We start from the raw sequence: 22,405 nt of genomic DNA on the forward strand, positions 1-22,405 counted from the left end.
CCAAGAACAAGGTGTGCGGGAGGTCGCCCACCGTGTGCCGGGGGGCGGGACATTCAATGAGACTGATTCTTCTGGGACCGCCCGGTTCGGGCAAGGGAACGCAGGCGCAGCGCCTGGTGCAGCGTCACGGCATCGTCCAGCTGTCGACCGGCGACATGCTGCGCGCCGCCGTTGCCGCGCAGACCCCGATCGGGCTGAAGGCCAAGGACATCATGGCGGCCGGCGGGCTGGTGCCCGACGAGGTCGTGGTCGGCATCATTGCCGATCGGATCGAGCAGCCGGATGCCGCCAATGGCTTCATCCTCGACGGCTTCCCGCGCACCGTGCCGCAGGCCGAGGCGCTGGATGCGCTGCTCAAGCAGAAGCAGATGACGCTCGATGCCGTGATCGAGCTCCGGGTTAACGAGGGCGTGCTGCTGGAGCGCGTCGAGCGCCGCGCCGCCGAGACCCGCGCCCGGGGCGAGGCTGTCCGCGCGGACGATACCCCGGAGGTGCTGACCAAGCGCCTGGCCAGCTATCGCGACCAGACCGAGCCCCTGATCCATTATTATTCCGATCACCGGATGCTGGCGACCATCGACGGCATGCTGCCGATCGAGGAGGTCACCGAGGAGATCGGCCGGATCCTGGCCGCCGTCGGCAAGGGCGGCAGCCGGGCGGCCAAGAAGGCGAGCCCGGCCAAGCGCAGCGCCAAGGCGCCCAGGGCTGCGGCTAAGGCCGCGCCAGCGAAATCGGCCAAGAAGGCTGCCAAGGCGGCTCCGAAGGCGGCTTCCCCCGCGAAAAAGGCCGGAAAGACAGCCAAAAAGGCGGCCAAGACTGCTAAAAAGGCAGCCAAGGCGGCGCCGAAGAAGGCCTCCAAGGCTGCGAAGAAGGCCGGCAAGGCAACCAAGGCCGCCGGCAAGGCAACCAAGGCTGCCGCCAAGGCGACCAAGGGAGCCCGGAAAACCTCTGCAAAGGCAGCAAAAAAGCGCGCCAAGGGGTGACCGAATCTTGTAGGGGCGGTTGACGACCGCCGTGTGAATCCATTAATAAGCCCGCATCCAAGTCGGATAGTTTTCCAAAGATGCCGGGCCCTTAGGGAATCGAGGGGTGGGCGTCTTGTTCGCGTTTGCGGACACCTGCCCGAGATAGCGACAGAGAAGGCCGGTCCCCGGGGATCGGCGACAGGAGAGAAGTCCGTGGCCCGTATTGCCGGTGTCAACATCCCGACCAACAAGCGCGTCCTGATCGCGCTCCAGTATATCCATGGCATCGGCCCGAAGATCGCGGGCGAGATCATCGAGAAGGTGAAGATTGCCGAGGATCGTCGCGTCAATCAGCTGAGCGACCAGGAAGTCCTGCAGATCCGCGAAATCATCGACCGCGACTACGTCGTCGAGGGCGACCTCCGTCGTGAGACCGGCATCAACATCAAGCGGCTGATGGACCTCGGCTGCTATCGCGGCCTGCGTCATCGCCGCGGCCTGCCGGTGCGCGGCCAGCGCACCCACACCAATGCGCGCACGCGCAAGGGTCCGGCTAAGGCGATCGCCGGCAAGAAGAAGTAATTGGCGAATTGCGAATGAGCGGGTAGCGGGTAGGGGACACCCTTCTCGCTATTCGCCATTTACCATTCGCTCGTTTGGTGTAGCCGCTGGCATTACGGCGGCGTTGAGATCTCGAGAAAGGTACTTATATGGCCAAGGAAGCCGCACGTGTCCGCCGTCGTGAGCGCAAGAACATCGCCTCCGGCATTGCGCATGTGAATTCGTCGTTCAACAACACCACGATCACCATCACCGACGCGCAGGGCAACACCATTGCCTGGTCGTCGGCCGGCACGATGGGGTTCAAGGGGTCGCGCAAGTCGACCCCGTATGCCGCGCAGGTCGCGGCGGAGGACGTGTCCAAGAAGGCCCAGGAGCACGGCATGCGCACCCTCGAGGTCGAGGTGGCGGGTCCGGGCTCCGGACGTGAATCGGCTCTGCGCGCGCTGCAGGCCGCGGGTTTCACCGTCACCTCGATCCGCGATGTGACGACGATCCCGCACAATGGTTGCCGTCCGCGCAAGCGTCGTCGCGTCTGATCTGAAGGAGGCGGACAGCATGTCCGCCTCGTCTTGCTTTTGAACCATTTCGATGGCCGCGATCCGATGCGCGGTTCTCCAACGCCAGTCAGTCGACCCCCACGGACTGGCCCATGGGTGAAACAGTGACGATCCAGAAGAATTGGCAAGAATTGATTCGGCCGAACAAGCTCCAGGTCACGCCGGGTTCCGACGCGACCCGTTTCGCCACCGTGGTTGCCGAGCCGCTGGAGCGCGGCTTCGGCCAGACGCTGGGCAACGCACTGCGCCGCATCCTGCTGTCGTCGCTGCAGGGCGCCGCCGTGCAGTCGGTGCACATCGACGGCGTGCTGCACGAGTTCTCCTCGATTGCCGGCGTCCGTGAGGATGTCACCGACATCGTTCTGAACATCAAGGACATCGCGATCAAGATGCAGGGCGAAGGCCCGAAGCGCATGGTCGTGAAGAAGCAGGGTCCGGGCTCCGTCACCGCCGGTGACATCCAGACCGTCGGCGACATCGTCGTGCTCAACCCCGACCTGCCGCTCTGCACCCTGGACGAGGGCGCCGAGATCCGCATGGAGTTCACGGTCGCGACCGGCAAGGGCTATGTCGCCGCCGATCGCAACCGGCCCGAGGACGCGCCGATCGGCCTGATCCCGGTCGACAGCCTGTTCTCGCCGGTCCGCAAGGTCTCCTACAAGGTCGAGAACACCCGCGAGGGCCAGATCCTCGACTACGATAAGCTGACCATGACGATCGAGACCAACGGCGCGATCTCGCCGGAGGACGCGGTGGCCTATGCCGCGCGCATCCTGCAGGATCAGCTCAACGTGTTCGTCAACTTCGAAGAGCCGCGCAAGGAAGTCGCCCAGGAGATCATCCCGGACCTCGCCTTCAACCCGGCCTTCCTCAAGAAGGTGGACGAGCTCGAGCTGTCGGTGCGTTCGGCAAACTGCCTGAAGAACGACAACATCGTCTATATCGGCGACCTCGTGCAGAAGTCGGAGGCGGAGATGCTGCGCACCCCGAACTTCGGCCGCAAGTCGCTGAACGAGATCAAGGAAGTGCTGGCCCAGATGGGTCTGCACCTCGGCATGGAAGTGCCGGGCTGGCCGCCGGAGAACATCGACGAGCTGGCCAAGCGCTTCGAGGATCACTACTGAGCGGCTGGCGGGTAGCGATCCTATCCGCCACTCGTAACGACCGGGCGAACGCAGGCAGCCCACCTGAGCAACATGTCCGACGAACCGTCGCGGCAGATTGAAATGAAGGACTAAGACAATGCGTCACGGCAAGGTTCATCGGAAGCTCAACCGCACCGCCGAGCATCGCAAGGCGATGTTCGCCAACATGTGCGCCGCGCTGATCAAGCACGAGCAGATCGTCACCACGCTGCCGAAGGCCAAGGAGCTCCGGCCGATCGTCGAGAAGCTCGTCACCCTCGGCAAGAAGGGCGGCCTCGCGCTGCGCCGCCAGGCGATCGCCGAGATGCGCGATGTCGACCAGGTCAAGAAGCTGTTCGACGTGCTGGCGCCCCGCTACAAGGACCGCAACGGCGGCTACACCCGCATCATCAAGGCCGGCTTCCGCTACGGCGACAACGCTGCGATGGCCGTGATCGAGTTCGTCGATCGCGACGTCGACGCCAAGGGCCAGGACTCGGGTCCGGTGCAGGAGACGTCGGAAGCCGCATAAGCCGCTCCGATCCCGGTTTGCAGAACGGCGCCCTCGGGCGCCGTTTTTGTTTTGAGGGGCGCTCGTAGGGTGGGCAAAGGCGCTCCCGCGCTTTGTCCTCACGCGCGCTCGTCGGCGCGCCGTGCCCACCGTCCCACCCCGAATTCGCCGATCGACGTTGGGCACGCTGCCGCCTGCGGCGACCGTTTTGCCCGCTCGACGCTGCGGCACGGGGAGCGCCGCACGTGAGCACCGCAGAGCTGGACATCGCCCGCGAGCAGGATGATCCGCTCACCCAGCCCGGATCGTCCTGACAAAAGCATCGAGCTCCTGGCGGAGGCGGGTGTTGCCGTCCGTGAGGAGCTGCGCGGCGCTCAGCACTTGCGAGGAGGCCTCGCCGGTCCGCGAGGCGCCTTGCGTGACCTCGACGATGCTGTGGGCGACCTGGGCGGTGCGCTCGGACGCGCCCTGGATGTTGCGGGCGATGTCGCGGGTGGCGTGGCCCTGACCCTCGATTGCCGTGGCGACGTGCGAGGCGATCTCAGAGATCCGTCCGATGATGTCGACGATCGCGCCGATCGCTCCGACTGAATCCCGGGTCGCCGTCTGGATGCCCGCGATCTGCTCGCGGATCTCCTCGGTGGCGTCGGCGGTCTGCTTGGCCAGCGTCTTGACCTCCTGGGCGACGACCGCGAATCCGGCACCGGCTTCGCCGGCCCGCGCGGCCTCGATGGTTGCGTTCAGCGCCAGCAGGTTGGTCTGCTGCGCGATGGTGGCGATCAGCTGCACGACGTTGCCGATGCGCTCGGCGGCGGTGGCGAGCTGCGCCATCCGGTCGTCGGTCTGGCGGGCCTGCAGCACGGCATCGCGCGCGATCCCGGCGGACTCGTTGACCTGGCGTCCGATCTCGCCGGCCGAGGCCGTCATCTGCTCCGTCGCCGCCGCCACCCGCTGCACGTTGAGCGAGGCCTCCTGCGAGGCGGTCGACACCGCGGCCGACAGCGCCTGGGTATGGCGGGCCGTCTCGGTGAGGCCATGGGCCGACAGGGTGAGCTCCTCCGAGGCCGACGACACCGACGCGATCACGTGGCCCGCAGTGGCCTCGAACGACGCGGCGAGCCGCGCCAGCTCAGCGCGGTGGCGCTCCGCGGCGCGGCGATCCTCCTCGCGCCGGGCCTCGAGCTCGGCCGCGGCGCGCTCGCCGGCCTTGAGCTTGAACGTCTCCACCGCCTGCGCCATCGCGCCGATCTCGTCGCTGCGCCCGAGCCCGGGGAGCACGACGTCGAGCCGTCCCGCCGCGAGCGCGTGCATGGCGGTGCTCATGCTGTGGATCAGCCGCGCCACGCGCCGTCCGAACAGGATCGCGAACAGCGCCAGCGCCAGCGCGGTCGCCGCCGTGATCCAGGTCAGCAGCCTGCGCACCTCGGCCGCGCGCTGCTCCGCCGCCTGGCCGCGCAGCTGCGCCGCAGCGGCGGCCTGGATCAGCGCCGGGCGGACCCGGTCGAAGATCTGCTCGAGGTCCTCGGCCTGATCGTCGAGCGCCTGCCGGGAGACCGCGACGCCGGCAAAGGCCTGCTTGTAGGCTCGCGCCAGCGCCAGCAGCTCGGATCTGGCGGCCGGCGCAAGGGCGGACCGGCCGAGCGCGCTCTCGAACTCGCTCTCGCGCTCGTCGAACTGGTCGCTGAGCCTGTCCTCGGGATGCAGCAGGAACTCCTTCTCCAGCCGGCGCATCGCCAGCATCGCGAGCGTCAGCCGGGGCTCGTCGAGGCCGGCGAGCCGGGCTTCGAACTGCCGCGCCGCCGTCTGCAGCTTGCCGAGCAGGCCCTCGCCGGGGCGGAAGCCGAGGATGCGCTGGGCGCCGACGATGTTCTGGAAGCGCGTGGCGTAGAGATTGATGCCGCTGCGCAGCGAGCCGACCTGGCGGATCGGATCGCCGTCGGCCGCGGTGGCCGCGTAGGCTTCCACCGCATCGAGCGCGCGCAGCTCCTCCGCGACCCGCTCGGCATGCTTCGTGACCAGGCCCTCGTCATGGGTCCGCAGGAAGCGGGCCGCAAGCTGCTGGGTTTCGAGGAAGCCGTCGGATAGCGAGGCGATCTCCAGCCGGAAGCGCATGCCGTCGTCGGAGACGCGCTGGACCCGCGTCGCGTGCTCCAGGCCGCCGAGGCACAAGGCGCCGACGATCACGACACCGAGGGTGCCGAGCGCGGCGATTTGGGTGGTCAGGCTGGGCTGCAGCCTGCGCAGGACTCGGAAGGCGAGACTTTTGCGCGTCGCGTGCGCATGGAAGGGGTGCTGCATTCCTCTCACGTCGAACGTGCCGGGCGGCGGGATGGAAAGTGGGTGAAGGGGAGGGCCACTCAGGGGCGGGGTTTGCGACTACGCGGATACCGTGCAAATATTGTGGATTGATGACGCACTGCACCATGCTCGTCAGAAACAACCTTTGGGACCTGACATCGCTTCAGACCACCTGAAGAGGGAGGATCAGCTCTGCGTGCGGTGCGTTGGGTGTCGGCCCGCGGGTCACCCACATCGTGGGCTGCAGAACAACGGAGAGCTACCCATGAACATCGACCTTTCGGGCAAGACTGCGCTCGTCACCGGGTCCACCGCCGGCATCGGCTTCGCCATCGCTAAAGGGTTGGCAGCCTGCGGCGCGGAGGTGGTGGTGAATGGCCGCAGCCAGGGGCGCGTCGATGAAGCGGTCGCGCGGCTCAAGCAGGCCGTACCCGGAGCAAAGGTCCGCGGCGTCGCCGGCGATGTCGCCCAGGTCGACGGCGGCAACGCCATCGTCACCGCGGTCCCCGAGGTCGACATTCTCGTCAACAATGCCGGCATCTTCGAGCCGAAGGACTTCTTCGAGATTCCCGACGAGGACTGGAGCCGCTTCTTCGAGGTCAACGTGCTCTCGGGCGTGCGCATGGCGCGCGCCTACATGCAGGGCATGCTGAAGCGCAACTGGGGTCGCGTGATCTTCATCTCCTCGGAATCAGCGCTGAATATCCCGACCGAGATGATTCACTACGGCATGACCAAGACGGCGCAGCTTGCGATCTCGCGCGGCCTCGCCAAGTTGACGCGCGGCACCGGGGTCACCGTCAATTCGGTGCTGCCGGGTCCGACCATGTCGGAAGGCGTCGAGACCTTCGTCAAGGATCTTGCGCGCCAGAACGGCCAGTCGGAGGAGGAGGCGGCCTCGTCCTTCGTCAAGCAGCACCGGCCGGCCTCGCTGCTGCAACGCTTCGCCAGCGTCGACGAGATCGCCAACATGGTCGTCTATGCCGCGTCTCCGCAAGCCTCCGCCACCAACGGCGCCGCGCTGCGCGCCGAAGGCGGCATCGTCGACACCATCGCCTGAGGCCTGCGATGACGGCTTACGTCCTCTCCGAGGTCGAGGTCCGGGATGCCGAGGCGATGCAGCGCTACCGCGATCTCGCGGCGCGCTCGATCGCGCGCTATGGCGGCCGCTATCTGGTCCGCGGCGGTGCTGCCGAGACGGTCGAGGGCGGCCCGCCCGCGAAGACGTTGATCATCGTCGAGTTCCCGTCGATGGCGCGGCTGCGCGAATGGTATGCGTCGGTCGAATATGCCGAAGCTCTCGGTGAGCGCTGGAAGGCGCTGGACCGGCGGCTGATTTTCGTCGAGGGTGCCGCACCTGCGTAACGCCCGGACCGACGCCGCCCGATGTTGACGATCACTCCCCGCCGCAAGCGCTGGCTGAAGCTGACCTCGGCGCGCTGGCAGCGGCGGGTGCTGTTCGTCGCCGGCGGCCTCGTCGTCGGCGCCGCCGCAGTAGCCCTGGCGAAGCTCGCCGACGAGGCGCAGCTCGCCTTCAACTGGCTGCTGTCGCAGTCGCGCTACGCTTCGCTGATCGTCACGCCGGCCGGCTTCGCGCTGTCAGTCTATCTGACCCGGCGCTTCTTCCCCAACGCACAAGGCAGCGGCATCCCGCAGGCGATCGCCGCGCGGCACCTCACCGACACGAGCGCGCGCAGCCCGCTGGTGTCGATCCGCATCGCTATCGGCAAGGTGCTGCTGACCTTGCTCGGGCTGCTCTGCGGCGGCTCGGTCGGCCGCGAGGGCCCGACGGTGCAGGTCGGCGCCTCCATCATGTTCGCGCTCGGTCGTCTGTCGCCGCGCCGACAGCCGGGCCTGATCCTGGCGGGTGCTGCGGCCGGCGTTGCCGCCGCCTTCAACACGCCGCTGGCCGGCATCGTGTTCGGCATCGAGGAGATGAGCCGCGCCTTCGAGACGCGCACCTCGAGCCTCGTCATCGCCACCGTCATCGCCGCCGGCCTGACCTCGCTCGCGCTGATGGGCAACTACGCCTATTTCGGCTCGACGCCGATCGCGTTAGCCAAGGGCATCGACTGGCTCGCCGTGCCGATCTGCGGCGTCGTCGGCGGCGCCGCCGGCGGGCTGTTCAGCCGCATCCTGATCACCATGGCGCGCGGGCTGCCCGGGGCCGTCGGCCGCGCCATCAAGAGCCAACCCTTGCCGTTCGCGCTCGCCTGCGGCCTCGCGGTGGCGGTCTGCGGCATCGCCTCGGGCGATCTGGTCTATGGCACCGGCTACACGCAGGTGAAGGCGGCGCTGGAGAGCGGCACGCCGCTGCCGGCCGATTTCGGCGTGCTGAAGTTCCTCGCCACCACCTTCGCCGCGATCAGCGGCATGCCCGGCGGCATCTTCGCGCCCTCGCTCGCGGTCGGCGCCGGCATCGGCGCCAATGTCGCGAGCCTGTTCCACAGCACGCCCCTTGCGCCGATCATGCTGCTCGGCATGGTCGCCTATTTCGCCGGCGTCGTGCAGGCGCCGATCACCGCCTTCGTCATCGTCACCGAGATGACCGACAACCACGCGATGGTGGTGCCGCTGATGATGGCCTCGCTGATCGCCTATGGCACCTCGCGACTGATCTGCGAGGAGGGGCTCTACCACGCGCTCGCCAAGGGTTTTGTGGCCAAGGCCGAGGCGGCGCACGCGCCGAAACCCGGCGCTGCCTAGCGGCTGAAGCTTGGCGGTTCCTGATTCACCGGTGGTGACGCCGTTCGAGCGCTCCCAACTAATACGTCGCGCGGCCGCCGGAGATGTCGAACACGGCGCCGGTCGAGAACGAGCACTCCTCCGAGGCAAGCCAGGACACCAGCGCGGCGAGCTCCTCGACGAGGACGAAGCGGCCCTTCGGGATCTTCGACAGCATGAAGTTGATGTGCGCCTCCGTCATCTGGTCGAAGATCGCGGTCTTCGCCGCGGCCGGCGTCACCGCATTCACCGTGATGTTGTGCTGCGCCAGCTCCTTGCCGAGCGACTTGGTCAGCGCGATCAGGCCCGCTTTGGACGCCGAGTAGTGCGCGGCGTTCGGGTTGCCTTCCTTGCCGGCGATCGAGGCGATGTTGACGATGCGGCCATAGGCCTGCTTCAGCATGACAGGCACGATCGCCTTGGCACAGATGAACGGGCCGTCGAGATTGATGCGCAGCACCTTGCGCCATTCCTCGAGATCGGTCTCCCACACCGTCTTGTTGATGCCGGCGATCCCGGCATTGTTGACCAGGATATGTCGATGGTGCCGAACGCCGCCAAGGTCGCATCGCGCGCGCCTTCGACCGCCGCGCTGTCGGTGACGTCGACCTTGAGCGCCAGCACCTCGGGGCCGATCTCCTGGGCGGTCTTCTCGGCCAGCGCAATATCGTGATCCCAGATCGCCACCTTCGCGCCCGACGCCTTGAAGCGCTCGGTGATCGCGCGGCCAAACCCTTGCGCACCGCCGGTGACGACGGCGCAGCGATTGGCGAGGTCGATGTGGTTCATGGTATTCCCCCGTCATGTGAGCCACGCTTCTTGCGACGTGCCCAGTGCGCTCCCTCTCCCCGTCCTTACGGGGAGAGGGCTGGGGTGAGGGGCAGCCGCACGGGTGGTGTCCGTGGTGAGACCTGTACCCCCGTCACCCGGATTGCATCTTCGATGCAATCCGACCTCTCAGCGCGAGCGAAGCTCGTCGCGCCCCCGCATCCGCCTACGCTCCTAGAGCTCCGGCGGACAAGAGCGGGGACAGGTCAGAGTCACAACGTCCAGCCGCCGTCGATCGTATGCGCCACGCCGGTGGTGAACGCGCTCTCGTCGCTGGCGAGATAGACCGCGAGATGCGCGATCTCCTCGGCCGTGCCGAGCCGGCCCATCGGCTGGCGCGAGACAAACATCTCGAGTCCGTTCGGGCCCGCGGCCGCCGCGCGTCCGAGCAGCGACGGCGTCTCGATCGTGCCGGGGCAGATGCAGTTGCAGCGGATCTTCCGGGCGACGTAGTCCGCCGCCACCGAGCGCGTCAGCGCCGCCACAGCCGCCTTGGTCGCCGCGTAGACGTAGCGGTTCGGCGCCGCCTTGAACACGCCGGCGGCCGAGGCGATGTTGACGATGGCGCCGCCGTTCTCGGCCAGCATCTTCGGCAGGAAGGCGCGGATCGTGCGGTGCATCGACTTGACGTTGAGGTCGAAGGAGAAATCGAAGTCGTCGTCGGAGCAGTCGAGGATGGTGCCGTTGTGCACGAAGCCGGCGGCATTGAGCAGGATCTCGACCTTGCCCACCCGTTCGGCCATCGCGTTCACGGCCGCCGTATTGCGCACGTCGAGCGTCGCGACCTCCGCGATGCCCTCGGCCTTCAAGGTCGAAAGACCCTTCTCGTCGATATCGGTGGCGAACACGGTCGCGCCCTGCCGCGCGAAGGCAATGGCGCAGGCGCGGCCGATGCCGGCGGCGGCGGCGGTGACAAAGGCGCGCTTGCCCTTGAGGCGGTCGGACATGGGGTCTCCCTGAAGTACATTTTGCTCTTCGTCATCGTGAGCGCAGTGACGCGATCCAGGGCTGTGCGTGCGGCCCTGGATTGCTTCGTCGCTTCGCTCCTCGCAATGACGGTGGCTGGCTTTGTGCCGTGTGTCTAGTGATTATGCCTGGCGACGCCGACAGTGCCAGCGATGTTCTGGTACCGCGTCGCGATCTCCATGCAGGCGCCGGTGGCCTGCTGGCCGACGGTGTTGCGATAGAGCTCCTGCCAGGGCGTCTGGTTGGCCGGGTGCGGGAAGCCCCCCCGGGCCTTCAACTCGGCGTGGCGCTTGGCAACCTCCTCGTCGGAGATCAGGATGTTGGCCGAGCCCTTATTGAGGTCGATGCGCACCTTGTCGCCGGTCTTGAGGATCGCCAGGCCACCGTCGGCCGCCGCTTCCGGCGAGGCGTTGAGGATCGACGGCGAGCCGGAGGTGCCGGACTGGCGGCCGTCGCCGATGCAGGGCAGGGACAGGATGCCGCGTTTGATCAGCGCCGCCGGCGGCTGCATGTTGACCACCTCGGCGCCACCGGGATAGCCGATCGGGCCGGCGCCGCGGATGAACAGCACGCAGTGCTCGTCGATCGCGAGCGACTCGTCGTCGATACGATCGTGATAATCCTCCGGCCCCTCGAACACGATGGCGCGGCCCTCGAACGCGTTCGGGTCTTTCGGGTTGCTGAGATAGCGGTCGCGGAATTCCTTGGAGATCACGCTGGTCTTCATGATCGCGGAATCGAACAGATTGCCGCGCAGCACCAGGAAGCCGGCGTCCTTCACCAGCGGCTTGTCGTAGGACCAGATCACGTCGTTGTCGGGCTTCGGCGCTTCGCGGCAATTGTCGCCCATGCTGCGGCCGTTGACGGTGATGACGTCCTCGTGGATGCGCTTGTGCCGCATCAGCTCGCCGATCACGGCCGGCACGCCGCCGGCGCGGTGGAATTCCTCGCCGAGATAGAAGCCCGCCGGCTGCATGTTGACCAGCAGCGGCACGCCGTGTCCGACCTTTTGCCAATCGTCGATATCGAGCTCGACGCCGACATGGCGCGCCAGCGCGTTGATGTGGATCGGCGCATTGGTCGAGCCGCCGATCGCGGAGTTGGCGACGATGCAGTTCTCGAACGCCTTGCGGGTCAGAATGTCGGACGGCTTCAGGTCCTCCCAAACCATGTCGACGATGCGCTTGCCGGTCTCGTAGGCGATCTGGCCGCGCTCGCGGTAGGGCGCCGGGATGGCTGCGCAGCCGGGCAGGGACATGCCGAGCGCCTCGGCCAGCGCGTTCATGGTCGAGGCCGTGCCCATGGTGTTGCAGTGCCCAACCGACGGCGCCGACGACGCCACGATCTGCATGAACTCCTCGTAGTCGATCTCGCCGGCGGCGAGCCGCTCGCGCGACTTCCACACCACGGTGCCGGAGCCGGTCCGCTGGCCCTCGTGCCAGCCGTTCAGCATCGGTCCACCCGAGAGCACGATGGCCGGGATGTTCACGGTCGCCGCCGCCATCAGGCAGGCCGGCGTGGTCTTGTCGCAGCCGGTGGTCAGCACCACGCCGTCGAGCGGGTAGCCGAACAGGATTTCCACGAGGCCGAGATACGCGAGGTTGCGGTCCAATGCAGCGGTCGGGCGCTTGCCGGTCTCCTGGATCGGATGGGTCGGAAATTCCATCGCGATGCCGCCGGCCTCGCGGATGCCTTCGCGGACGCGATGCGCCAGCTCAAGGTGGTGGCGGTTGCACGGTGACAGGTCGTTGCCGGTCTGGGCGATGCCGATGATCGGCTTGCCCGACTGCAACTCGGCGCGGGTGAGGCCGAAATTGAGATAGCGCTCGAGATAGAGCGCCGTCATGCCCGGATTGTGCGGATCGTTGAACCACGCCTGCGAGCGCAGCTTGCGGCCTTTGTCAGCGCCGTTGCCGGCATGTCCGTTGGATTTTGTCATTTGCGTCCTCCCGCAGTGCAAACATGGCGAGGTCGGTCTGCTCATGGCGCACACGAGACAAAGCGCCTGACGGCCATCGGCCGGTGTCGAGATCGCCCACGTTCTTCGTTCGAGTCTTTCGTCTAAGCCGTTGTGTTCAGCATGGTTCTAAAACAGCAATTTTGGTTGCGCTACCATTTTGTTCCTGAGGCGCGGTCAGCCTGCGCCGGCACCGTCTTGGCGCTGCGCTGCAATGTCGAGCTCTGCCGTTCGATCACCTCGAAGCCGAGATCGACGACGCGCTCCGTGACCGGCCGGCCTTCGACCTCGTCCATGATCATCGTCGCGGCGCGCAGGCCCATCTCATAGCGATTGGTGCGGACGCTGGTCAGCGTCGGAACCGCCGACGCCATGAACTCCATGTCGTTGAAGCCGACGATGGCGATCTGCTCGGGCACCGCGATGTGGCGGCGTTGGCATTCAAACAGCACGCCGAGCGCGAGATCGTCATTGGCGCAGAACACGGCATCGATGTCCGGTGCCTTCAGCATCAGGTCGGAGAACAGATTGCCGCCGACGGTCGTCGAGGTCGGCACCGCGGTTGTGACGATCCGTCGCGGGTCGAACAGGCCGGCGCTCTTCATCGCGTTCTGATAGCCCTGCAGGCGCCGCTGCACCCTGGGGTCCATGCGCGCGCCGAGGAAGCCGATGCGCCGGCAGCCCTGCGCGAGAAGGTGCGAAATTGCTGCAGAACAGGCATTGACGTGCGAGAAGCCGATCATCATGTCGATCGGATCGGTGCCGAGCTCCATGATCTGCACGACAGGGCAGTCGGCCGCCCGCACGATGGCACGGCCTTCCGCGGTCTGGTCGACGCCGGTGACGATCATCCCGGCCGGCTTCTGCATCAGGAACAGCCGCAGCAGGCGCTCCTCCTGCAACACGCTGTAGCGTGTATTCGCAAGTTGGATGCTGTAGCGGCTGCCTTCGAAGGCATCATAGATGCCGCGCAGCACGTCGGAGAACACGTTGTTGGTGAGGGATGGTATCAGCACGCCGATCACTTCGGTGCGCTGCGATGCGAGCGCGCGGGCGGCGAGGTTGGGGACGTAGCCGAGATCCTTGGCGGCGCTCTCGATGCGCAGGCGGCGTCCGGCCGAGACCGTGTCGGGATTGCGGAAGAAGCGTGACACCGTGATCGGGCTGACGCCCGCCAGTGCCGCGACCTCCGTCAGCCGGACTTTGCCCGGCGTGATACGTTTCCGTCCCATCCGTCGCTCATAGCATAGGCGGTCTGGTACACAAGCGATATTGACAGCGCTATCACGCGGTTGCTAAGCGAAGCATTGCGAAAGACAACTAAACTGCCGACAATGCGTGCCGAGCTGGCGCCACTTCAGCGCCGCCTGCACGATCAGAAGACTACATAACGACAAGCGGCCAGATCAAACGGTCGCGCACAATGGGTGAGAATGCGCCGATCTGCAGCCAATGCAGTCGGTCTTTGAGGAGGAAGTTGATGTCGTCGGTGCAAATTCGCGACGTGCGCAAATCGTTCGGCGGATTCGAGGTCCTGCACGGCGTGACCATTCCGATCGAGGATGGCGAGTTCGTCGTATTGGTCGGTCCGTCCGGCTGCGGCAAGTCGACGCTGCTGCGCATGCTGGCAGGGCTCGAGAACATCACCTCCGGAACCATCTCGATCGGTGAGCGCGTCGTCAACAACGTGCAGCCGAAAGAGCGCGACATCGCGATGGTGTTCCAGAACTACGCGCTCTACCCGCACATGACCGTCGCCGACAACATGGGCTTCTCGCTGAAGCTGCGCGGCGCGCGGCCCGAGGACATCAAGAAGGGCGTGGCACGCGCGGCCGAGATTCTCGCGCTCACGCCGCTGCTTGACCGCTATCCGCGCCAGCTCTCCGGCGGCCAGCGCCAGCGCGTGGCGATGGGCCGCGCGATCGTGCGCGATCCCCAGGTGTTCCTGTTCGACGAGCCCTTGTCGAACCTCGACGCCAAGCTGCGCGTGGCGATGCGCACCGAGATCAAGGAGCTGCACCAGCGGCTCAAGACGACGACCGTCTACGTCACCCACGACCAGATCGAAGCCATGACCATGGCGGACAAGATCGTCGTGATGCATGACGGCATCGTCGAGCAGATGGGCTCGCCGCTCGATCTCTACGACAAGCCGGACAACCAGTTCGTCGCCGGCTTCATCGGCTCGCCGGCCATGAACTTCCTCAACGGCCATCTGAAGTCGAACGGCTCGGTCTATGTCGAGACCGACAACGGCGCCAAGCTGCCGCTGCTGACGGCGCCGGCCGCCTCCGACGGTCGCCCGGTTGTGTATGGCGTGCGGCCGGAGCATCTCGAGCTCGCCAGCGACGGCATCGAGGCCGAGGTGATCGTCGTCGAGCCCACGGGCTCGGAGACCCAGATCGTCGCCCGCATCGGCACCCAGGACATCATCGCGGTGTTCCGCGATCGCCACGAGGTCAATCCCGGCGAGAAGATCCATCTGCGCCCGCGCGCATCGGCGGCGCATCTGTTCGACAAGGATACCGGCCGGAGACTTTGATCCGGCCGCGCGGCGCAAGCTAACTCAGCAGACTAACTAAAAAGGCCGGAAAACCGGCAACAAACAAAACAAGCAATATTCAACGGGAGAAGACTTCAGATGACGCATTTCCTCACGGATCGACGGTCTCTGCTCAAGGGTGGCGCGACCTTGCTGGCGGCTGCGGCGACGATGTCGGCCGACGAGCTGCTCGGCTACGCCAAGGCCTGGGCGCAGACCTCACCCTGGAAGCCGGAAGCCGGCGCCAAGATCAATCTGCTGCGCTGGAAGCGCTTCGTCGAGGCCGAGGACGTGGCCTTCATGAAGATCGTCGACGCCTTCCAGAAGGCCAACAACGTCACCATCAACGTCTCCAACGAGTCCTACGACGACATCCAGCCCAAGGCTTCCGTCGCCGCCAATACGGGGCAGGGCCTCGACATGGTGTGGGGCCTCTACACGCTGCCGTTCCTGTTCTCCAACAAGGTCGCCGACGTCAGCGACGTCGCCGACTATCTCGGCAAGAAGTGCGGTGGCTGGACCGACTCGGGCAAGGCCTATGGCATGCTCGACGGCAAGTGGATCGGCATTCCGGTCGCTGCGACCGGCGGTCTCGTCAACTACCGCATCTCGGCGATGGAGAAGGCCGGGCACAAGGAATTTCCCAAGGATCTCGCCGGCTTTGCCGATCTGATCAAGGGCCTCAACAAGAACGGGACGCCGGCAGGCATGGCGCTCGGCCACGCGTCGGGTGACGCCAACAACTGGACGCATTGGGCATTGTGGGCTCATGGCGGCGCCCTGATCGACAAGGACAACAAGGTCGTCATCAACTCGCCGGAGACCGCCAAGGCGCTCGAATACGTCAAGGGGCTGTACGACAATTTCGCTCCGGGCACCGCGTCCTGGAACGATTCATCCAATAACAAGGCCTTCCTCGCCGGCCAGCTCTACCTCACCGTCAACGGCATCTCGATCTACGTCACCGCGAAGAAGGAGGCGCCGCAGATCGCCGAGGACATGAACCACGCGCATCTGCCGGCGGGCCTCGACGGCAAGACCCGCGAGCTGCATCTCGGCTTCCCGATCCTGATCTACAACTTCACCAAGTTCCCGCAGACCTGCAAGGCGTTCACCGCCTTCATGCTGGAGCCGGAGCAGTTCAATCCCTGGATCGAGGCGGCGCAGGGCTATCTGTCGCATTTCCTCAAGGGCTACGACGCCAACCCGATCTGGACTGCCGATCCGAAGACGACGCCATATCGCGACGTCGCGGCGACGGCGGTGACGCCGGCCGGCGTCGGCAAGCTCGGCGAGGCCTCGGCTGCCGCGATCGCGGATTTCGTCGTGGTCGACATGTTCGCGAACTACTGCACCGGCCGCGAGGATGTGAAGACCGCGATGGCCACCGCGGAGCGGTCGGCCAAGCGCATCTTCCGCTGAGACGCGGTTGATCTTGTAGGGTGGGCAAAGGCGCGCCGGGATGACGGCGAGAGATCGCGATGTCTCGCGCGCCGTGCCCACCGATGTCGATCGCACCACCGGCGGTGGGCGCGGCTCTCGGCACGATGCGCGCATCGTGCCGAGATCCTTTGCCCACCCTACGGGCCCGTCGCGAAGGGAGCTGCTCGAAGAATGAGTACCATCCAGACCTCGATGCCTCCGGGCGCCGCCATGGGCGAGCCCTCGGCGTGGGCACGCGTGAAGACCAACCGCAACTTCGTCGCGCTGTGGTTCATGCTGCCCGCTGCGGCGTTCCTGATCCTCTTCTTGGCCTATCCGCTCGGCCTCGGCGTCTGGATGAGCTTCACCGATGAGAAGATCGGCCGCGCCGGAATCTTCGTCGGGCTGGAGAACTATGAGTGGCTGTGGGACGACGCGATCTTCTGGCTCGCGGTGTTCAATACGCTGCTCTATACGATCGTGGCGTCCGCCATCAAATTCGCGATCGGCCTTTATCTCGCGCTGCTGTTGAACCGGCGGATGCCGTTCAAGGCGATGATCCGCGCGATCGTCCTCGTGCCCTTCATCGTTCCGACGGTGCTGTCGGCGATCGCCTTCTGGTGGATCTACGATTCCCAGTTCTCGATCATCTCTTGGTCGCTAATTAAGCTCGGCCTCATCTCGCAGAACATCAACTTCCTCGGCGATACCAACTGGGCGCGCGCCTCCGTCATCATCGCCAACATCTGGCGCGGCGTGCCCTTCGTCGCCATCACCTTGCTCGCCGGCCTGCAGACCGTGTCGCCCTCGCTCTACGAGGCCGCGACGCTGGACGGCGCCACCAGTTGGCAGCGCTTCCGCTTCATCACCTATCCGCTGCTGACCCCGATCATCGCGGTCGTCATGACCTTCTCGGTGCTGTTCACCTTCACCGATTTCCAACTGATCTGGGCTCTGACCCGCGGCGGCCCCGTCAATGCCACGCATCTGATGGCGACCTTGAGCTACCAGCGCGGCATCATCTCGGGCCGGCTGGGCGAGGGGGCTGCGATCGCCACCGCCATGATCCCATTCCTGCTCGCCGCGATCGCGATCTCCTGGTTCGGCATGCAGCGGCGCAAATGGCAGCAAGGATCCGACCAATGACCGACACCGTGCTGCAACCCAAAGCGCCCTCGAACGCCACAGCCACCGCCGCGGCGCTGGCCGACGACAACAGCGAGGGCATGAGCTATCTCGAGTCGTTCCCGCGCCGGCTCGTGACGCTCTATTTGCCGCTATTTATCATCCTCGTGGTGCTGCTGTTCCCGTTCTATTGGATGGGCCTGACGTCGATCAAACCCGACGAGCAGCTGATCGACATGGAGAAGTACAACCCGTTCTGGGTGGTGCATCCGACCTTCAAGCACATCTCGAAATTGCTGTTCGAGACGCAGTATCCGCGCTGGCTGTGGAACACGATGTATGTCGCGATCGGCGCCACCACGCTGTCGATCTTCGCCTCCGTGCTCGCGGCCTACGCAATCGTGCGGCTGCGCTTCAAGGGCGCCGACACCGTCGGCGTGCTGATCTTCTTCGCGTACCTGGTGCCGCCGTCGATCCTGTTCATCCCGCTCGCCTCGGTGATCCAGGCCTACGGCCTGTTCGACTCCCCGCTGTCCCTGATCCTGGTCTATCCGACGCTTCTGATCCCATTCTCGACCTGGCTCCTGATGGGCTACTTCAAGACCATTCCGTTCGAGCTGGAGGAATGCGCTTTGATCGACGGCGCCAGCCGCTGGCAGATCCTGGTCAAGATCGTGGTGCCCTTGGCGGTGCCGGGCCTGATCTCGGCCTTCATCTTCTCGTTCACCCTGTGCTGGAACGAGTTCATCTACGCGCTGACCTTCCTGCAATCGACGCCGAACAAGACCGTGCCGGTCGCCATCGTCAACGAGTTCGTCGACGGCGACATCTACAAATGGGGATCGCTGATGGCCGGCGCCCTGGTCGGCTCGCTGCCGCTCGTCGTGCTTTACGCCTTCTTCGTCGAGCATTATGTGTCGGCCATGACCGGCGCGGTGAAGGAGTAGGGCGGGCTCGTCGAGTTCTCGTAGGGTGGGCAAAGCGAAGCGTGCCCACCGTCTTCCGGCATCGCCAAGTGATCGCCAAGCGCTGCGGTGGGCACGGCGCTACGCGCCTTTGCCCACCCTACCTTCTGAAGGAGCATCCCCTTGCATATTCTCGTTCTCGGCGCCGCCGGCATGGTCGGGCGCAAGCTGGTGGAGCGGCTGGTCCGCGACGGCCGCATCGGCGATACCGCCATCACCCGCCTGACCCTGCAGGACATCGTCGCGCCGGCGAAGCCCGACACGTCGATTGCCGTCGAGACCATCGCCGGCGACTTCGCCGTCCCCGGCTTTGCCGAAAAGCTGGTCGCTCCGCGTCCCGACGTCATCTTCCATCTCGCCGCGATCGTCTCCGGGGAGGCCGAGCTCGATTTCGACAAGGGCTACCGCATCAATCTCGACGGCACGCGGATGCTGTTCGACGCCGTCAGGCTGATCGGCGACGGCTACAAGCCGCGCCTGGTCTTCACCTCGTCGATCGCGGTGTTCGGCGCGCCGTTCCCCGACGCGATCGGCGACGAGTTCGTCAACGCGCCGCTGCTCAGCTACGGCACCCAGAAGGCGATCGGCGAGCTGCTGCTGGCCGACTACAGCCGCCGCGGCTTCTTCGACGGCGTCGGCATCCGCCTGCCGACCATCTGCATCCGCCCCGGCGCGCCGAACAAGGCGGCGTCCGGCTTCTTCTCCAACATCCTGCGCGAGCCGCTGGCCGGCAAGGAGGCCGTGCTGCCGGTGTCCGAGGACGTCCAGCATTGGCACGCCACGCCGCGCTCGGCGGTCGGCTTCCTGCTGCATGCCGCGACGATGGACACCGCCAAGATCGGCCCGCGCCGGAACCTGACCATGCCCGGCCTGACGGCCACCGTCGGCGAGCAGATCGCAGCCCTTCGCCGCGTCGCCGGCGACAACGTCGCCAACCGCATCAAGCGCGAGCCGGATCCCTTCATCGTCGGCATCGTCGCCGGCTGGCCGCGGACCTTCGAGGCCAAGCGCGCCCGCGAGCTCGGCTTCACCACCGAGGAAAAGACGTTTGACGACATCATCCGCATTCACATCGAGGATGAACTTGGTGGTAAGTTCGTCCCCTGAGAACGCCACCTAAGCCCTGGACCCGGATGGCTGCTATCGCCATCTGGAAGGGGATATATTCGGGAGAGAGAGCATGACCGCCAGCATCGTCGGATGGGCGCATACGCCGTTCGGAAAGTTCGACGCCGAGACCGTCGAGAGCCTCGTCGTCAAGGTCGCCAATGAGGCCCTGGCTGATGCCGGCATCTCAGCCGGCGATGTCGACGAGATCGTGCTCGGTCATTTCAACGCCGGCTTCTCACCGCAGGACTTCACCGCCTCGCTGGTGCTGCAGGCCGACCCCGCGCTGCGCTTCAAGCCGGCGACCCGCGTCGAGAACGCCTGCGCGACGGGATCAGCCGCCGTCCATCAGGGCATCCGCGCCATCGCCGCGGGTGCCGCGAAGATCGTGCTCGTCGTCGGTGTCGAGCAGATGACGCGGACGCCGGGCCCGGAGATCGGCAAGAACCTGCTCAAGGCGTCCTATCTGCCTGAAGATGGCGACACCGTCGGCGGCTTCGCCGGCGTGTTCGGCAAGATCGCGCAGGGCTATTTCCAGACATATGGCGACCAGTCGGACGCGCTGGCGCTGATCGCCGCCAAGAACCACAAGAACGGCGTCGCCAACCCGTTCGCGCAGATGCGCAAGGATTTCGGCTTCGAGTTCTGCCGCTCCGAGAGCGAGAAGAATCCCTATGTCGCCGGCCCGCTGAAACGCACCGACTGCTCGCTGGTCTCCGACGGCGCCGCCGCTTTGGTGCTGACCGACAGCGAGACCGCCAAGAAATTCGCCAAGGCGGTGAACGTGCGCGCCACCGCGCATGCGCAGGACTTCCTGCCGATGAGCAAGCGTGACATCCTCGCCTTCGAGGGCTGCACGGTGGCCTGGCAGCGCGCGCTGGAGAAGGCCGGCGTCACCCTGTCGGATCTCTCCTTTGTCGAGACCCATGACTGCTTCACTGTCGCCGAACTGATCGAGTACGAAGCGATGGGCCTGACGCCCAGGGGGCAGGGCGCTCGCGCCATCAAGGAAGGTTGGACGCTCAAGGATGGCAAGCTGCCGGTCAACCCGTCCGGCGGCCTCAAGGCCAAGGGCCACCCGATCGGCGCCACCGGCGTCTCCATGCACGTGATGACCGCGATGCAGCTCACGGGCACGGCGCCCGAAGGCATGCAACTCCCCAACGCCAAGCTCGGCGGCATCTTCAACATGGGCGGCGCCGCGGTCGCGAACTACGTGTCGATTTTGGAGCCGGTGAAGTAGGGCGAGACGACGGTCTATCCTCCGTCATTGCGAGCGAAGCGACGCAATCCAGGGTCACACGTGCCGCCCTGGATTGCTTCGTCGCGGAGCTTGTCCTCGGGCGCGGCATAGGCGAGACCCGTGGGCTCCTCGCAATGACGGCGCCCCAAGATGGCCTTCTGCGTAGTTGCGGATTTCAATTCTGCTGAACCAGATACTGCCATCATGTTCATCGAAACTGAACGTCTCACCTTGCGCGAATGGCGCGACGCGGATCGCGCACCGTTCGCGGCGATGTCCGCCGATCCCGACGTCATGCGCTACTTGCGCGCGTTGCCGACGCGGCAGGCGTGCGATCAATGGATCGACTTCCAGATCAAGCATCAGGCCGAGCACGGCTTCTGCATCTGGGCCGTCGAAGACCGCGCCACCGGCGCCTTCCTCGGCGCAACCGGGTTATTCCGGGTCTTCTTCGACGCCCCGTTCACGCCGGCGGTCGAGATCGGCTGGCGGCTTGCGCGCGAGGCCTGGGGGCAGGGCATCGCGACGGAAGCTGCGCGGGTCTCACTTGCTTTCGGCTTCGATCAGCTCGGGCTCGATGAGATCGTCGCCTACGCTGCGCCGGCCAACGAAGCGTCCCAGAACGTCATGCGCAAGCTCGGCATGATCCGGGACGAGGCATCCGATTTCGATCATCCGCGCGTCGAGGCGGACAGCCCGCTGCGCCGGCAGGCGATGTACCGGCTTCCGCGCGACGTGTGGACCACACGCGAGATGCGGTAGGGTGGGCAAAGCGGCCGCCGAAGGCGGCAGCGTGCCCACCGTCGGGCAGCGTGCTTGACCGAAGATGGTGGGCACGGCGCCATTGCGAGTGCCCGTGAGGAAGGAGCACGGCAGCGCCTTTGCCCACCCTACAGCTTCCACACCTTCTCCTCGCTGAAGCCCAGCTCGGCGAAATCCTTTGCGCGCAGGCCGGCATCATCGGCCGGAAAGAACTCATCCAGCTGCGGCGGCTTCACGGAAGTCGCTGACAGCATCGCATGCGCCTGGCCGCGGTGGTGGATGTCGTGCTGGAACAGATGCAGCAGCAGGCGGTCGCAGCGCTCGTTCTGCACCCTGGTCTCGCGGTTGATGCGCACGATGTCGTCGAGCCGTGCCGGCGTCAGCGCCTCGCAGAAGCCGATCAGGCGGCGGTCCATCGCGCTCTGCGCTTTCACGAGATCGGCCAGCCGCGGGAACGGCACGCGGTCCTGCCAGGCCATCGGGCCGAGCCAGCCGCCCTCCAGCGCGTCGATGTAGAACAGGTCGATGATGTAGATGTGGTTGAGCGTCTTCTGCAGGCTCGGGAAGAAGCCGGTGCGCTCGGCGGCAAAGTCGTCGGCGCTGAGCTGGCCGCAGGCCGTCAGCAGCCGGTGATTGGCCCAGGCATTGTTATACGCGAAAGCACGGAAAGTCTGGACGAGATCGGCGGGCATTGCGTCTGATCACCCCGTGATGGCTCGTCGCCGATCATACGGAACGAATTGCG

General features: G+C 66.0%; 20 protein-coding genes and 1 pseudogene. 15 read left to right on the plus strand and 6 right to left on the minus strand.

From position 1 onward, the window contains the following. Nucleotides 1–56: 56 nt before the first annotated feature. The 5 genes from ACVILH_RS20800 (at nucleotide 57) to rplQ (ending at nucleotide 3,742) form a co-directional block, all read left to right on the plus strand. On the plus strand, nucleotides 57–983 hold the full coding sequence (locus ACVILH_RS20800) for an adenylate kinase (protein ID WP_456714538.1): 927 nt from the start codon (nucleotides 57–59) through the stop codon (nucleotides 981–983). A 195-nt stretch (nucleotides 984–1,178) separates the two neighbouring features. Beyond that, entirely contained in the window at nucleotides 1,179–1,547 is a 369-nt protein-coding gene (gene rpsM / locus ACVILH_RS20805) for a 30S ribosomal protein S13 (protein ID WP_008963796.1), read from the plus strand. 128 nt (nucleotides 1,548–1,675) lie between these two features. After that, complete coding sequence (gene rpsK / locus ACVILH_RS20810; protein WP_456714539.1) at nucleotides 1,676–2,065, plus strand: 30S ribosomal protein S11; 390 nt, start codon at nucleotides 1,676–1,678, stop codon at nucleotides 2,063–2,065. Nucleotides 2,066–2,178: 113 nt separating this feature from the next. Then, nucleotides 2,179–3,210 (plus strand): DNA-directed RNA polymerase subunit alpha, encoded by a 1,032-nt coding sequence (locus tag ACVILH_RS20815; protein WP_456714540.1) that lies wholly within the window; start codon nucleotides 2,179–2,181, stop codon nucleotides 3,208–3,210. 118 nt (nucleotides 3,211–3,328) lie between these two features. After that, nucleotides 3,329–3,742, plus strand: coding sequence for a 50S ribosomal protein L17 (gene rplQ / locus ACVILH_RS20820; protein WP_006611863.1), 414 nt, complete (start codon nucleotides 3,329–3,331; stop codon nucleotides 3,740–3,742). Nucleotides 3,743–4,012: 270 nt separating this feature from the next. Here the strand turns inward: rplQ and ACVILH_RS20825 are convergent, their stop codons facing one another. Further along, complete coding sequence (locus ACVILH_RS20825) at nucleotides 4,013–6,019, minus strand: methyl-accepting chemotaxis protein (RefSeq protein WP_456714541.1); 2,007 nt, start codon at nucleotides 6,017–6,019, stop codon at nucleotides 4,013–4,015. 265 nt (nucleotides 6,020–6,284) lie between these two features. Between ACVILH_RS20825 and ACVILH_RS20830 the strand changes: the two genes are divergently transcribed. The 3 genes from ACVILH_RS20830 to ACVILH_RS20840 are packed head-to-tail and all read left to right on the plus strand — an operon-like array spanning nucleotide 6,285 to nucleotide 8,725. Continuing rightward, entirely contained in the window at nucleotides 6,285–7,079 is a 795-nt protein-coding gene (locus ACVILH_RS20830; RefSeq protein ID WP_456714542.1) for an SDR family NAD(P)-dependent oxidoreductase, read from the plus strand. Nucleotides 7,080–7,087: 8 nt separating this feature from the next. Next, nucleotides 7,088–7,384 (plus strand): DUF1330 domain-containing protein, encoded by a 297-nt coding sequence (locus ACVILH_RS20835; protein ID WP_456714543.1) that lies wholly within the window; start codon nucleotides 7,088–7,090, stop codon nucleotides 7,382–7,384. Between the two features lie 21 nt (nucleotides 7,385–7,405). Beyond that, the gene (locus tag ACVILH_RS20840) at nucleotides 7,406–8,725 is read left to right on the plus strand and encodes a chloride channel protein (RefSeq protein ID WP_456714544.1); all 1,320 of its coding nucleotides are present in this window, start codon (nucleotides 7,406–7,408) and stop codon (nucleotides 8,723–8,725) included. A 58-nt stretch (nucleotides 8,726–8,783) separates the two neighbouring features. Here the strand turns inward: ACVILH_RS20840 and ACVILH_RS20845 are convergent. From ACVILH_RS20845 to gntR, 4 genes and pseudogenes are all read right to left on the minus strand, one after another. Beyond that, a pseudogene (locus ACVILH_RS20845) lies at nucleotides 8,784–9,532 on the minus strand (SDR family NAD(P)-dependent oxidoreductase). Nucleotides 9,533–9,783: 251 nt separating this feature from the next. Further along, nucleotides 9,784–10,518, minus strand: coding sequence for an SDR family oxidoreductase (locus tag ACVILH_RS20850; protein WP_456714545.1), 735 nt, complete (start codon nucleotides 10,516–10,518; stop codon nucleotides 9,784–9,786). A 134-nt stretch (nucleotides 10,519–10,652) separates the two neighbouring features. Next, nucleotides 10,653–12,476: an IlvD/Edd family dehydratase gene (locus ACVILH_RS20855; RefSeq protein WP_456714546.1), complete on the minus strand. Its 1,824-nt coding sequence runs from the start codon at nucleotides 12,474–12,476 to the stop codon at nucleotides 10,653–10,655. Nucleotides 12,477–12,646: 170 nt separating this feature from the next. Continuing rightward, entirely contained in the window at nucleotides 12,647–13,726 is a 1,080-nt protein-coding gene (gene gntR, locus ACVILH_RS20860) for an HTH-type transcriptional regulator GntR (protein ID WP_456714547.1), read from the minus strand. 248 nt (nucleotides 13,727–13,974) lie between these two features. Here gntR and ACVILH_RS20865 point away from each other — a divergent pair, with 248 nt between their 5' ends. The 7 genes from ACVILH_RS20865 (at nucleotide 13,975) to ACVILH_RS20895 (ending at nucleotide 21,660) form a co-directional block, all read left to right on the plus strand. Beyond that, a complete protein-coding gene (locus ACVILH_RS20865; RefSeq protein ID WP_035639096.1) occupies nucleotides 13,975–15,036 on the plus strand; it encodes an ABC transporter ATP-binding protein in 1,062 nt (353 codons plus the stop codon). A gap of 99 nt (nucleotides 15,037–15,135) precedes the next feature. Beyond that, entirely contained in the window at nucleotides 15,136–16,458 is a 1,323-nt protein-coding gene (locus ACVILH_RS20870) for an ABC transporter substrate-binding protein (protein ID WP_456714548.1), read from the plus strand. A 192-nt stretch (nucleotides 16,459–16,650) separates the two neighbouring features. Then, the gene (locus ACVILH_RS20875; RefSeq protein ID WP_456714549.1) at nucleotides 16,651–17,604 is read left to right on the plus strand and encodes a carbohydrate ABC transporter permease; all 954 of its coding nucleotides are present in this window, start codon (nucleotides 16,651–16,653) and stop codon (nucleotides 17,602–17,604) included. Beyond that, the gene (locus ACVILH_RS20880) at nucleotides 17,601–18,530 is read left to right on the plus strand and encodes a carbohydrate ABC transporter permease (protein ID WP_456714550.1); all 930 of its coding nucleotides are present in this window, start codon (nucleotides 17,601–17,603) and stop codon (nucleotides 18,528–18,530) included. Before ACVILH_RS20875 ends, ACVILH_RS20880 begins: the two co-directional genes overlap by 4 nt. Before the next feature lie 141 nt (nucleotides 18,531–18,671). Next, complete coding sequence (gene denD, locus ACVILH_RS20885; RefSeq protein ID WP_456714551.1) at nucleotides 18,672–19,655, plus strand: D-erythronate dehydrogenase; 984 nt, start codon at nucleotides 18,672–18,674, stop codon at nucleotides 19,653–19,655. A gap of 73 nt (nucleotides 19,656–19,728) precedes the next feature. Continuing rightward, complete coding sequence (locus tag ACVILH_RS20890) at nucleotides 19,729–20,898, plus strand: acetyl-CoA acetyltransferase (RefSeq protein WP_456714552.1); 1,170 nt, start codon at nucleotides 19,729–19,731, stop codon at nucleotides 20,896–20,898. Between the two features lie 204 nt (nucleotides 20,899–21,102). Next, nucleotides 21,103–21,660: a GNAT family N-acetyltransferase gene (locus tag ACVILH_RS20895; protein WP_456714553.1), complete on the plus strand. Its 558-nt coding sequence runs from the start codon at nucleotides 21,103–21,105 to the stop codon at nucleotides 21,658–21,660. Nucleotides 21,661–21,788: 128 nt separating this feature from the next. Here the strand turns inward: ACVILH_RS20895 and ACVILH_RS20900 are convergent, their stop codons facing one another. Next, nucleotides 21,789–22,352: a DinB family protein gene (locus ACVILH_RS20900; protein WP_456714554.1), complete on the minus strand. Its 564-nt coding sequence runs from the start codon at nucleotides 22,350–22,352 to the stop codon at nucleotides 21,789–21,791. Between the last annotated feature and the right edge of the window lie 53 nt (nucleotides 22,353–22,405).

Source organism: Bradyrhizobium sp. USDA 4353, from assembly GCF_054063215.1.